Annotated in this window: 11 protein-coding genes; 1 reads left to right on the top strand and 10 read right to left on the bottom strand. The window is 65.8% G+C overall.

The genetic code is table 11. The annotated features are described in order from the left end of the window. Window positions 1-22: 22 nt before the first annotated feature. The 7 genes from DFP89_RS10885 to DFP89_RS10855 all read right to left on the bottom strand — a co-directional run bounded on the left by DFP89_RS10885 (window position 23) and on the right by DFP89_RS10855 (window position 8,047). The gene (locus DFP89_RS10885) at window positions 23-1,444 is read right to left on the bottom strand and encodes a mannose-1-phosphate guanylyltransferase/mannose-6-phosphate isomerase (protein WP_114349413.1); all 1,422 of its coding nucleotides are present in this window, start codon (window positions 1,442-1,444) and stop codon (window positions 23-25) included. A 78-nt stretch (window positions 1,445-1,522) separates the two neighbouring features. Next, window positions 1,523-2,443: a 2-hydroxyacid dehydrogenase gene (locus tag DFP89_RS10880; RefSeq protein WP_114349412.1), complete on the bottom strand. Its 921-nt coding sequence runs from the start codon at window positions 2,441-2,443 to the stop codon at window positions 1,523-1,525. 3 nt (window positions 2,444-2,446) lie between these two features. Next, a complete protein-coding gene (gene rodA / locus DFP89_RS10875; protein WP_114349411.1) occupies window positions 2,447-3,589 on the bottom strand; it encodes a rod shape-determining protein RodA in 1,143 nt (380 codons plus the stop codon). A gap of 1 nt (window position 3,590) precedes the next feature. Then, on the bottom strand, window positions 3,591-5,540 hold the full coding sequence (mrdA, locus tag DFP89_RS10870) for a penicillin-binding protein 2 (RefSeq protein ID WP_114349410.1): 1,950 nt from the start codon (window positions 5,538-5,540) through the stop codon (window positions 3,591-3,593). 3 nt (window positions 5,541-5,543) lie between these two features. After that, window positions 5,544-6,074, bottom strand: a complete 531-nt coding sequence (locus tag DFP89_RS10865; RefSeq protein WP_114349409.1) for a rod shape-determining protein MreD — start codon at window positions 6,072-6,074, stop codon at window positions 5,544-5,546. Further along, a complete protein-coding gene (gene mreC, locus DFP89_RS10860; RefSeq protein ID WP_114349408.1) occupies window positions 6,067-7,002 on the bottom strand; it encodes a rod shape-determining protein MreC in 936 nt (311 codons plus the stop codon). The genes DFP89_RS10865 and mreC overlap by 8 nt, the downstream gene beginning before the upstream one ends. 10 nt (window positions 7,003-7,012) lie before the next feature. Continuing rightward, window positions 7,013-8,047, bottom strand: a complete 1,035-nt coding sequence (locus DFP89_RS10855) for a rod shape-determining protein (RefSeq protein ID WP_114349407.1) — start codon at window positions 8,045-8,047, stop codon at window positions 7,013-7,015. A 248-nt stretch (window positions 8,048-8,295) separates the two neighbouring features. Between DFP89_RS10855 and DFP89_RS10850 the strand changes: the two genes are divergently transcribed. Next, window positions 8,296-9,135, top strand: a complete 840-nt coding sequence (locus tag DFP89_RS10850; protein ID WP_114349478.1) for a glycosyltransferase — start codon at window positions 8,296-8,298, stop codon at window positions 9,133-9,135. Between the two features lie 34 nt (window positions 9,136-9,169). On the opposite strand, the gene DFP89_RS10845 is transcribed toward DFP89_RS10850, so the two are convergent. From DFP89_RS10845 to purD, 3 genes are all read right to left on the bottom strand, one after another. Continuing rightward, a complete protein-coding gene (locus DFP89_RS10845; protein ID WP_114349406.1) occupies window positions 9,170-10,732 on the bottom strand; it encodes a 2-isopropylmalate synthase in 1,563 nt (520 codons plus the stop codon). 83 nt (window positions 10,733-10,815) lie between these two features. Next, window positions 10,816-11,037, bottom strand: a complete 222-nt coding sequence (locus tag DFP89_RS10840; protein ID WP_114349405.1) for a hypothetical protein — start codon at window positions 11,035-11,037, stop codon at window positions 10,816-10,818. Between the two features lie 38 nt (window positions 11,038-11,075). Beyond that, complete coding sequence (gene purD / locus DFP89_RS10835) at window positions 11,076-12,338, bottom strand: phosphoribosylamine--glycine ligase (protein WP_114349404.1); 1,263 nt, start codon at window positions 12,336-12,338, stop codon at window positions 11,076-11,078. Window positions 12,339-12,395: the final 57 nt, after the last annotated feature.

Here is a 12,395-nt window from a genome sequence, read left to right as displayed (position 1 = left end):
AGGAAAAGGGCAGACGCGGGGGTCAGCCGCGCGAATAGACATCCTCGTAGCGCACGATGTCATCCTCGCCCAGATAGACCCCGGTCTGCACCTCGATCAGCACCATCGGCACCTTGCCGGGGTTTTCCATGCGGTGGACAGCGCCCAGCGGCACATAGATCGACTGGTTTTCCGTCACCAGCGTCACCGTCTCATCGACGGTCACGCGGGCGGTGCCCGAGACCACGATCCAGTGCTCCGAGCGGTGGAAATGCGATTGCAGCGACAGCGCCGCGCCGGGGTTCACCACGATGCGCTTGACCTGAAAGCGGTCTGCCAAAGCCAGGGTCTCGAACCAGCCCCAGGGGCGGTGGTCGCGCAGAAAGGTCTCGGCCTGACGCGCGCCCTTGTCCTTGAGGGCGCTGACCGCCCTGCGGACCTCCTGCGCGCGGTCCATGCCCGCGACCAGCACCGCGTCATTGGTGGCGACGACCATCACGTCCTGCAAGCCGATGCCGACGACCTCGATACCCTCGTCCTGCGAGCGCAGCAGCACATTGTCGCAATCGATGGCGGTCGAGCGCGCATCCGTCACCGCGCCGCGCTCGGCTGGCGCGTCGGTCTGGGTTTCGCGCCAGACGGCATCCCAGCCGCCCAGATCCGACCAATGGCCGGAATAGCGCACGACCGACAGGTTCTTTGCCGCTTCCAGAACGGCATAGTCGATCGACAGGTCGGGCAGGCGGTCCCATGGCTCGGGCGCCAGGCGCAGGAAACCCAGATCAGCCCGCGCCTCGGTCAGCGCCGCCTGCACGGGGGCCAGATAGTCGGGGGCATGGGCCTTGAAGGCCTCGATCATGGTGCGGGCGGCAAACAGGAAGATGCCGCCATTCCACAGGTAATTGCCCTGCGCGATCATCCGCGCGGCATCCTCGGCTTTCGGTTTTTCGACAAAGCGTTTCAGGACCAGCGGCCCCTGACCCTCGCCCTCGGCCTCCATATAACCATAGCCGGTTTCCGGCCGTGTCGGAGTGATGCCGAAGGTGACGATGCGGCCCGCCTCTGCGGCCGAAAGGCCCAGATCGACAGCGCGGCCAAAGCCCTCGGCATCGGGGACGACGTGATCCGAGGGCGCGACCAGCAGCACCGCATCGGGGTCGCGCTCGGCCGCCAGTAGTGCGGCCGCAAGGATGGCGGGGGCGGTGTTGCGGCCTGCCGGCTCGATCAGGATCGCTTCGGGGTCGATCTGGATCTGGTCAAGCTGCTCGGCCACGATGAAGCGGAAATCGGCATTGGTCATCACCAAGGGCGCGCCGTAGCGCGGCCCTGCGAGACGCCGGGCCGAGGCCTGAAACAGGCTTTCCTCGCCGATCAGGGGGGCGAATTGCTTGGGAAAGCTCTTGCGCGAGACGGGCCAGAGCCGCGTCCCCGAGCCGCCAGCCAGAAGAACAGGGGTAATCGCCATATCAATACTCCGATCGGGGCTGGGCCGCGTTTGGGCCGATTATTCCCTGCATGGACGCCTTGCGCAAGTTATGCGGGGTCAGTAGCCGCGGCTGCGGTCGACAAGGTAAAGCAGCGGCTCACCCCGCATGGCGCGGCGCAGGTTCTCGGCGGCGACCGGGGCTGCGGTCGTGGGCCGGGTCTCGGCGGCGATATGGGGGGTGACGGTGACGCCGGGATGGCGCCAGAAGGGGTGGTCGGGGGGCAGGGGCTCATGGCGGAACACATCCAGCACCGCATGGGCGGGGCGGCCCTTGTCCAGGGCCGCGATCAGCGCTGTCTCATCGATCAGCGTGCCGCGCCCGGCATTGATGATCGTGGCGCCCGGGGGCAGCAGGGCCAGAGTGTCGGCATTCAGCAGATCTTGCGTCTGGGCCGTGTCGGGCAAAAGGCAGATCAGGATTTCGGCCCGTGCCAAGGCCTGATGCAGCGCCGGGCCGGGCAGGGTGGGGATGCCTGCGACCGGACGGCCCGATTGCGACCAGCCGGTGACGTCGAAACCAAGGCCGGTCAGGGCGGTGGCACAGGCGCGGCCCAGCTCGCCCATGCCCAGAATGGTGATGCGGCGGTTGGCGGCCAGCGGCGGCACGGCGCCATGCCGCCATGTCCCGTCCTGCGCATAGGCATCCATGCCCAGATGCGCCCGCATTGCCCAGCCGGTGCAATATTCCGCCATGCCGCGCGCCAGCCCCGGATCGACCATGCGGCACAGAGGCTGGGTCAGGGTTGGGTTGGTCACGATCCTTTCGACCCCGGCCCACAGGCTTTGCACAAGGCGGGCGCGGATAAAGGGGGTAAAGTCCAGCTCGCTTCCGTCCTCGGGGAAGCCGGGGGCGTAGATCAGCGCATCGAAACTGGCGGGATCGCCGGTGCGGGTCAGCTCGATTTCCGGGCAGGCGGCGCGCAGCGCGGGCGCCCATGCGTCCCAAAGCCCGGCGCGCGCGGCAAAGAACACCCGCATCCGCTAGCCCCTTGGCCGGTGGACATGGGCCGATTGCACGATACCAAAGGCCATCAGCAGGATCATCAGCGAGGTGCCGCCATAGCTGACCAGCGGCAGGGGGGAGCCCTTGGCCGGCAGCATCCCCATCACCGTCGCCATGTTGATCGAGAAATACAAAAAGAAGGTGCCCGCGATGCCGATGGTCATCAGGCTGGCGAACCGGTCGCGGTTGGTCAGCGCAGAATGCAGGCAAAAGCCCAGGATCAGCGTATACAGCATCAAAAGCGAAAAGGCGCCGACAAAGCCGAATTCCTCGGCCAGCGAGGTGAAGATGAAGTCGGTGTGCTTTTCGGGCAGAAAGTTCAGCCGCGACTGCGTGCCCTGCATGAAGCCGCGCCCCGACCAGCCCCCCGATCCCAGCGCGATCTGCGCCTGCGCGATGTTATAGCCCGCGCCCAAGGGGTCCGATGTCGGATCAAGGAAGGTGTCGATGCGCTTGAACTGATAGTCGTGCAAAAGCTGCCAGTCGGTGCCCCGGCTTTCCATCACGGCGGTGACCCCGGCGACGACGATGGCGATGACGGCGGCGAAATACCACAGGCTGACACCGGCCACGAACATCACGATCCCACCCCCCGCGATCAGCATGATCGAGGTGCCCAGGTCGGGCTGCATCAGCACCAGCCCCGTCGGCAACAATATCAGCAGGACCGGGATCAGCACCCAAAGCGGGCGCGAGACCTTTTCCACCGGCAGCCAGTCGTAATAAGCCGCCAGCGTCATCACGAAGGCGACCTTGGTCAGCTCGGATGGCTGGATGCGGATCGGCCCCAGCACCAGCCAGCGCTGCGCGCCCATGCCGACATGGCCCATCACCTCGACCAGGATCAGCAAGAGCACGCAGATCGCGTAAGACACGACCGAGATCGAGCGCCAGAACCAGATCGGCACGAAGGCCAGCCCGATCATCAGCACCATGCCGGCGGCAAAGCGCTCCATCTGCGGGCCAGCCCATTGGTCAAGGTTCCCGCCCGAGACGGAATAGAGCATCAGAAAGCCGATGCAGCAGACCGCCACGACCAGAAAGACCAAGGGCCAGTTCAGGAAAAAGACCTTGCGCCAGCCGGTCGGGGTCTGGGCGACCTGATAGTCAAGATAGCTCATGCTAGGCCTTGGCCCTTTCGGTGCCGGGGCTGGGTGCGGGCGTCGGCATCAGGTTCATCTTCGACCACATTTCCTCGACCTTGGCACGCTCGCCATCGGGATAGGCGGAAAGGGGCGGCAGCCCCCCCGCCAGCGCGTAAAGCAGGATGTCGCGCGCCACCGGCGCCGCCACGGCCGAGCCGCCGCCGCCATGCTCGACCACGACCGAGACCGCATAGCGCGGCATGTCAAAGGGCGCGAAGCAGACGAACAGCGCATGGTCGCGGCGGTCCCAAGGCAGCTGCTCGTTCTTGATGACGCCGCGGGCGCGTTCGGCGGCGGTGATGTTGCGCACCTGGCTGGTGCCGGTCTTGCCGGCCATCTGCCATTCGGGGGCAATGATGCGCATGCGCCGCGCGGTGCCGTGACTGCCATTCATCACCGCATCCATACCGGCGCGGGCGGTGCGCAGATGCAGCGGGTTGATGCCCAGTTCCGGCCATTCCGGCACCGGCTGCACCACCCCGTCGATCGAGCGCACCAGGCGCGGCTCGACCGCGCGGCCCGTCGCCAGCCGCGAGGCCATCACCGCCAGTTGCAGGGGCGAGGCCAGCACATAGCCCTGACCGATCGAGGCGTTCAGACTGTCACCGACCTGCCATTCCTGCTGATAGCGGGCCATTTTCCAGGCGCGGTCCGGGGCGATGCCTTCGGTAATGGCCGACATGGGCAGTTCATGGCGCACGCCGATGCCCAGCTTGCGCGCCATCTCGGCGATGCGGTCGATGCCGACGCGCTGCGCCAGCTCGTAATAATAGACGTCGCAGGACCGTTCGAGGCTCTGGACCGCGTCGACCGTGCCATGGCCGCCCCGGCTCCAGCAATGGAACTTGCGGCCGGCGACCTGCGTATAGCCCGGGCAGTAAAAGCGCGAGCCGGGATTGATGACGCCCGCCTCAAGCCCGGCCAGCAGCGTCACCATCTTGAAGGTCGAGCCGGGCGGATAGGCGCCCTGCACGGTCTTGTCGGCCAGCGGCCGGTGATCGTGCTGCATCAAGATGCGGTAATCGGGGCCGGAAATGCCGCGCACGAACATGTTCGGGTCAAAGACCGGCGACGAGGAAATCGCCAGGATGTCGCCATTGGTCACGTCCATGACCACGGCGGCGGCGCTTTCATTGCCCAGCCGCTGGGTGGCGAAATTCTGCAAACCCGCATCCAGCGTCGTCTGGACGGTGGCGCCCTGCTGGCCCTCGATCCGCGACAGCTCGCGCATCTCGCGCCCGGCGCTGTTCACCTCGACCCGGCGGGCGCCGGCCTTGCCGCGCAGCGCCTCCTCCAGCTTGGCCTCCATGCCGACCTTGCCCAGTTGGAATTCGGGCAGGCGCAGGACCGGGTCGGGGTTCTCGATCTTCGAGAGGTCGTAATCGGATACCGGCCCGACATAGCCCAGCACATGGGCGAAATCGCCAGCGCGCGGATAGCTGCGCGACAGGCCCGATTCCGGGGTGACGCCGGGCAGGGCGGGGGCGTTCAGCGCAATCGAGGAAAATTCCGGCCAGGTCAGGCGATCGGCGACCATGACCGGGGTGACGGCGCTGCGCTTGCGAATCTCCTCGAGGATCTCGGCGGCCTGACGGTCGCTCATCGGGATGATGCGGCGCAGCCGCGCGATCACGGCCGAGACATCGCCCGCCTCTTCGCGGGTCAGGGTGACGCGGTAATTCTGCTCATTGCCGGCGATGATGGTGCCGTTACGGTCCAGGATCAGCCCGCGCGCCGGCGGCAAAAGCCGGATATTGATCGAGTTGCCGTCCGACAGCAGGCGGTATTCGTCGGCATGCTCGATCTGCATCGAGCGCAGCTTGAGGCCCATGACCGAGACCACCGCCGCCTGGATCACCCCCAGCATCAGCCCGCGCCGCGAGATCGAGCGGCTGCTTTCGGCGATTTCCTTTTGTGATTTGCGCATCTTTCAGCGAAGCCTCGTGTCACTTTCGGCGCGGTTGCGGGGCAGGCCGAAAAGCCAGCCCGCAAGCCCCGCCACCAGCGGATAGGCGGCGATGGTGGCGATATACTGCAAGATCACCTGCCCCAGCGGCGGCAGCGGCAGAAAGAACACCGCCATCGGGAAACGATATCCCGCCATCATCACCGCCATCAGGATCGCCACGCGCAGCCATTCAACCATGAATGGAAGCTCGCGCCAACCGGCCTCACGCTTACGTGCGGCCTCGGTGCCGATGACCATGACCGCCGCCCATAGCCCGATGGGCCGCAGCAGGATGATGTCCTCGATGAGAAAGATCAGGCCGATGGTCAGCACCGGGACCTGATCGGGGCGGCGCAGCACCCAGACCATTGCCAGGCACAGCGACAGGTCCGGTCCGGGCCAGAAGACGCGCCCCGGCGCCATCGGCACCAGCCGCCAGAACAGGATCGCCAGAAACAGCAGGACGAACAGCGCCTGCCCAAGCATCCGCTGGCGGCGCAGCGGTTCAATCATCCGCGGCCCCGTCGATTTCGGACGTATCCCGGGCCAGCGCCTGCAGGGGCGGCATGGGCGGGCCGATGAATTCGGCCGCGGGCGGCGGGATCAGCAGGCCGGTGTCAGAGAGCCGCTCGGTCGGGTGGCTGCGTAGCACGCGCAGGAATTCCAGCCGCCCGTAATCGGCCGCCAGACGCACCCGCCACCGCCCGTCGCTGGCCTGCGCCAGCTGTCCGACCAGCAGACCGGGTGGAAACACCCCGCCATCGCCCGAGCTGACCACGCGGTCACCGGCGCGGATATTTTCCGGGCTTTCGATGAAATCCAGCGCCGGCAGGGCGGTATTGTCCCCCCCCAGCAGCGCATTCTGCCCTGAGGGCAGGATGGTGACCGGAATGCGGCTGGTCGGATCGGTCAGCAGCATGACCCGGCTGGTGCTTTCGCCCACGCCCGAGATGCGCCCGACCAGCCCCAGCCCGTCCATCGTCGCCCAGCCGTCCAGAATGCCGTCACGCGCGCCCACGTTCAGCAAGACTGATTGCCGAAAGGCCGTGCCGCTGTCGGTCAGCACCACCCCCGAAACCGAGGTCAGCGCCGGGTCGATGCGGACATTGTTCTGCGCCAGCAGCTTGGCGTTTTCCTGCTCCAGCTGGACGGCGGCCTCTTTCCAGGCCGACATCTTCTGCAACTCGCGTCGAAGTTCCTGATTTTGTTCGTAAAGGCGGGAATAGGATTGAAAGCCCGCGACCATGCGCGACAGTTTCGTCACCGGCGCCATCACCCATTCGAAACTGGGCACGAAACGGTCGATGATCGCGGCCCGCATGCGCTCGGCACGCGGGCTGTCGATCTGCCAGAACAGGAACACCGCCAGCAGCACCAGCACCAGCAGCGAGACGAGGATGCGGCGAACGGGCGCCGCGTAATCAGGGCCCTTGCGCGCCATGGGCCTGAGATCAGCTGTCGTAATCGATCACGTGGCGCAGCTGCTTTTCGAACTCGAGCGCCTTGCCGGTCCCCAGCGCGACGCAGCTCATCGGCTGGTCGGCCAGCGTGATCGACAGGCCCGTCTGCTCGCGCAGCGCCAGATCCAGATCGCCCAGCATCGCGCCGCCGCCGGTCAGCATGACGCCGCGGTCAACGATATCGGCGGCCAGATCGGGGGGCGTGGCCTCCAGCGCGACCATCACCGCCTCGCAGATCTGCTGCACCGGCTCGGCCAGCGCCTCGGCGACCATGGCCTGGGTGATTTCCATTTCCTTGGGGATGCCGTTCAGCAGATCGCGGCCGCGCACCATGATCGTGGCACCACGCCCGTCATCGGGCATGCGAGCGGTGCCGATCTGGGTCTTGACCCGCTCGGCGGTCGATTCGCCGATCAGCAGATTGTGGTTGCGGCGCAGGTAATTGATCAGCGCGTCATCCATGCGGTCGCCGCCGATCCGGACCGAGCGCGCATAGACCACGTCGCCAAGGGACAGCACCGCGACCTCGGTGGTGCCGCCGCCGATATCGACGACCATGGAGCCGGTCGGCTCGGTGATCGGCATGCCCGCGCCGATGGCTGCGGCGATGGGCTCGGCGATCAGGCCGGCCTTGCGGGCGCCTGCCGACAGGACCGACTGGCGGATCGCGCGTTTCTCGACCGGGGTTGCGCCATGGGGCACGCAGACGATGATCTTGGGCTTTGAAAACGTCGTGCGCCGGAACACCTTCTTGATGAAATGCTTGATCATTTCCTCGGCGCTGTCGAAATCGGCGATGACGCCTTCGCGCATCGGGCGGATGGCCTCGATCGAGCCGGGCGTGCGGCCCAGCATCAGTTTCGCGTCCTCGCCCACGGCCAGCACCTGCTTCTTGCCGTCCTTGACGTGATAGGCCACGACCGAGGGCTCGTTCAGGATGATGCCCTTGCCCTTGACATAGATCAGCGTATTCGCGGTCCCGAGGTCGATCGCGATATCGGTGGAAAACAGACCGCCAAAGGCCATGTGAGGATCCCTTCTGCCGCCCCTGCCATGACGACCGTTTCGCCGCTCTTAGCGAGCGGACATTGCCCGATTGCCCGGCGAGTCGCCCCGCCGAGGATGACGTCATATAGGCCCTGGCCCGGCGCGGGAAAACCCGAAAGTTGCATCTGCGCGCTGCGTCGCCGAGATGTGACCGCTTTGCCCGGCTTGACCCGGCCAGGCCCTATTCCTACCGTCGCAAGCGGCGGCTTTGACGGAAAGGCTATTTGTTGCGCGACGATATCGTGGGAATTTGCCGCTTTTCCTTTCTTGGAAAATGCGACTGGTACGAAACCAAAAATGCACGGGCCGACGTGGCGGAAATGCTGGCCCGGCGCGCCGGCCTGCTTTACGCGCCCGAGCGGCTGCAGCGCCGGTTCCAGGCATTCGAGACATTCTGCCTGCCCTCGGTCAAGGCGCAGACCGATGCGGATTTCAGCTTCTGGATCCTGACCTCGCCCGAGATGCCGCAGCTCTGGCTGGAACGGCTTTACGATCTTTGCGCGGATGTGCCGCAGATCCAGATCCTTCTCTCCGACGAGCGCGATACGCAGGCGGCATTGCGCATGCCGCTGCGCCGCGCGGCCGAGGCGGCGGGCCGGCCGGTGATCCAGTTCCGCGTCGATGACGACGATGCCTTCAGCCGCCATCACGTCGCGCGAATCCGCCACCATGCCCGCCGGTTTGCCGATCTGCCGGCATTCGCGATCAGCTATCCGCGCGGGCTGGTCGTGGGCAGCTATGACGCCGAGCCGGTCAGCTACTGGCAGACGCATCAGGCCTTTCTGGGCGCGGGTGCGGCGCTGCGCATGCGCGGCTCGGGGCGTGCGATCTATGCGGTGAACCATTTCGACCTGCCCAAGCATTTCCCGGCCTTCTCGGATAATGGCGGGTTCGGTTATGTGCAGACGCGCTGGGACGAGGGCGACTCGGTCGCGACCATCGTCGCGAATTTCCCGAAATGGTTCCTGCCGCTGAGCGCCGAGGATTTCCAGTCGGCGCTGGCCGAGGATTTTCCCTTTCTGCAAGGCGCCGACCTGAGCTTCGTGCAAAGGAAAGGGGCGGCCTGAGCGGCCGCCCCGATCCCGTGATCCCGTCCGGCGATCAGTGCGAATACATGCTGACCTGCTTGGTGTCGGTGCCTTCGCCGACCATTTCGCGGCGGACCTTCAGCCGGTTCAGCGCCCCGAGATAGGCCTTGACGCTCGCCAGGATCGTGTCGGTATCGGCGGCCTGCCCGGTGGCGATGCGGCCGTCCTCCTCCATCCGCACGCTGACGGTGGCCTGGGCGTCGGTGCCCTCGGTTACGGCATGGACCTGATAGAGCTGCAAGCGCGCCTGATGCGGCCAGATCGCCTTGACGGCGTTGAAGCAGGCATCCACCGGCCCGTCGCCGGTCGCGTGGACGGTCTTTTCCTCGTCCCCCACAACCAAGGTCAGGTCGGCCGATTGCCCGTCGCTGCCGCAGACCACCCGCAGATGCTTGACCTGCAGGAAATCGCTGTCGGTATTGGCGGAACTGTCCTGCATCAGCGCGACCAGATCGTCGTCGTAGATTTCCTTCTTGCGGTCGGCCAGCGCCTTGAAGCGCACGAAGACGTCCTTCAATTGATTGTCGCCCAGCTCATAGCCCAGATCGCGCAGCTTGGCGCGCAGGGCGGCGCGGCCCGAATGCTTGCCCATGGCGATATTGGCCTCATTGAGGCCGATATCGGCGGGGCGCATGATCTCGAAGGTCTCGACGTTTTTCAGCACGCCGTCCTGATGGATGCCGGACTCATGCAAGAACGCGTTCTTGCCGACGATGGCCTTGTTGAACTGCACCGGAAAGCCCGAGACGGCGGCGACACGGCGCGAGATCCCCATGATCTTCGTGGTGTCGATCCCGGTGCTGAAGGGCATGATGTCATGGCGCACCTTCAGCGCCATCACCACCTCTTCCAGCGCGGTATTTCCGGCACGCTCGCCCAGACCGTTGATGGTGCATTCGATCTGGCGGGCACCCGCCTCGACGGCGGCAAGGCTGTTGGCGGTCGCCATGCCCAGATCGTTATGGCAATGGGTGGCAAAGATCATCTCGTCCGCGCCCGGCACCCGCTCCAGCAGCATGCGGATCAGCTCGGCGCTTTCGCGCGGCGCGGTATAGCCGACGGTGTCGGGGATATTGATGGTGGTGGCGCCGGCCTTAATGGCGATCTCGACCACGCGGCACAGATAGTCATGCTCGGTCCGGGTGGCGTCCATGGGCGACCACTGCACATTGTCGCACAGGTTGCGGGCATGGCTGACGGTCTGCTGGATGCGCTCGGCCATCTGGTCCATGTCCAGATTGGGAATGGCGCGGTGCAGCGGCGAGGTGCCGATGAAGGTGTGGATGCGGGGGCGTTTCGCGTGTTTCACCGCCTCCCAGCAGCGGTCTATATCGGGAAACTGCGCCCGCGCCAGCCCGCAGATCACGGCATTCCTGGTCTGTTTTGCAATCTCGGAAACAGCGGCGAAATCGCCTTCCGAGGCGATGGGGAAACCGGCCTCGATAATATCGACACCCATCTCGTCCAGCATCTGGGCGATTTCCAGTTTTTCGGCATGGGTCATGGTGGCGCCGGGCGACTGCTCGCCATCGCGCAGCGTGGTATCAAAGATCAATACGCGGCTTTTATCGGTCATTTCGGGTCTTTCTTACGCAAATCATGGTCTGTCCGTGGTCTTGCCGGGCACGAACCTGACTGAGCGGTGGCCCGGAGACCCGCTCAGCGCAGCGTAAGAAGAAGCAGACCGCGGGGCAGCACGACGAAACGCGCGCCCATGGGCGCGTCCCTGTCAGTGGCGATGTGTCGCTTCCGTGTCATGGCCGGGACTATAAATGCGCGGCCAGCGGCTTGAAAAGACCGAAATCGCGCCCGCCCGAAATTTCCTGCCCGCACAAAAAAGCGGGCCGCGCCAATGATGCGCTGCCCGATCTTCTTCTTCATCCAAATATCCATGCGACCGTGCAGCAGGCGCGACCGGATCACAAGGCGCGCCAGCCGATATCGCGGCGATAGAACCCGCCCGGCCAGTCGATCGCATCGGCCAAGGCATAGGCGCGGCCATGCGCCTCGGTCAGCGTCGCACCGCGCCCGGTCGCGGCCAGCACGCGCCCGCCAGTCGCAACCAACTGCCCGTCCTTCAGCGCGGTTCCGGCATGAAAGACCATATGCGACGAATCCTCGGGCAGGGCGTCCATGCCCCCGATCACGCTGCCCTTCCGATAGTCGCCCGGATAGCCATTCGCGGCCAGAACCACGGTCAGGGCGTGATCCTCGGCCCAGGTGACGGCGGTTTCGGAAAGCTGCCCCTCGGCACAGGCCAGGATCAGGTCCAGCGCCTGCGCGCCCAGCCGCATCATCAGCACCTGACATTCCGGATCGCCGAAGCGGACATTGTATTCGACCAGCCGGGCATGGCCGTTCTCGATCATCAGCCCGGCATAAAGCACGCCCTGAAACGGCGTCCCACGCCGCGCCATCTCGACCACGGTCGGACGCACGATCTCGGCCATAACCTGATCCTGAATGGCCTGCGTCAGCACCGGCGCCGGGGAATAGGCACCCATGCCGCCGGTATTCGGCCCGGTATCGCCGTCGCCCACGCGCTTGTGGTCCTGCGCCGTGCCGACGGGCAGGCAATCGGTGCCGTCGCACAGGATGAAGAAGCTGGCCTCTTCGCCGGCCATGAATTCCTCGATCACCACCTCGGCGCCGGCCGCGCCGAATTCGCCGCCAAAGGCACGGTCGATGGCGTCGAGAGCCTCAGTCTCAGTCATGGCCACGGTCACGCCCTTGCCAGCGGCCAGACCGTCGGCCTTGATGACGATGGGGGCGCCTTGCGCGCGGATATAGGCGCGCGCGGGTTCTGCGGCATCAAAGCGCGCCCATGCAGCGGTCGGCGCCCCGCAGGCATCGCAGACCTCCTTGGTGAAGCTTTTCGAGGCCTCCAGCATCGCCGCCGCCTTGGACGGGCCAAAGGCCAGAATCCCCGCCGCGCGCAGATCATCGGCAACGCCAGCCGCCAAGGGCGCCTCGGGGCCGATCACCACCAGATCAATGGCATTTTCCTCGCAAAAGCCGATCACGGCGGGGCCGGACAGGATATCCAGCGCCGCCAGCCGCGCCATCGGCTCCATCCCGGGATTGCCGGGTGCGACAAACAGCCGGTCGCATTTCGGATTTTGCCGGATCGCCCAGGCCAGCGCATGTTCGCGCCCGCCGCTGCCAAGGATCAGGATGTTCATGGCGCAGGTCCCCTTTGCGACTGTTGCCGCCTTCTAGGAACTGGCTTGCGCGGGATC

The organism is Paracoccus lutimaris, assembly GCF_003337565.1.
In the GTDB taxonomy this organism is placed as follows: Bacteria; Pseudomonadota; Alphaproteobacteria; order Rhodobacterales; family Rhodobacteraceae; genus Paracoccus; species Paracoccus lutimaris.
The sequence above is the reverse complement of the archived record's forward strand: the minus strand, read 5'-3'. Positions and strand labels throughout refer to the sequence as shown.